Source organism: Acinetobacter sp. 1124_18A (genome assembly GCF_052824995.1).
On sequence record NZ_VTDF01000040.1, the window covers coordinates 1 to 273 of the forward strand.

The 273-nt window shown below is 52.7% G+C and carries 1 protein-coding gene; it reads right to left on the bottom strand.

What is annotated here, in order from left to right; genetic code table 11:
- The coding region (locus FY048_RS19025; RefSeq protein ID WP_446092181.1) for an Ig-like domain-containing protein at positions 1 to 273 on the bottom strand (273 nt) is incomplete at both ends.

Sequence of the window (273 nt, forward strand, 5' to 3'; positions counted from 1 at the left end):
CGTCACCACAGCTGTATCTGTTCCTGCATTACCTGCAGGGTCAGTTGCTGTCACGGTAATGGTGTGTGGACCATCGGTTAATGCAGGCAAGGTATTGTCTGCAAGACTCCAGGTGCCGTCACCATTGTTGGTCGCTGGATAGTTCACACCATCCACAGTCACCACCACAGTCGCAGTCGGATCATTCACTGTACCAGTGAGTGCTGGTGTGCTGTCGTTGGTGAGCACATCATCGAGTGCAACTACAGGTGCAGTAATGTCCGCAGACACTGT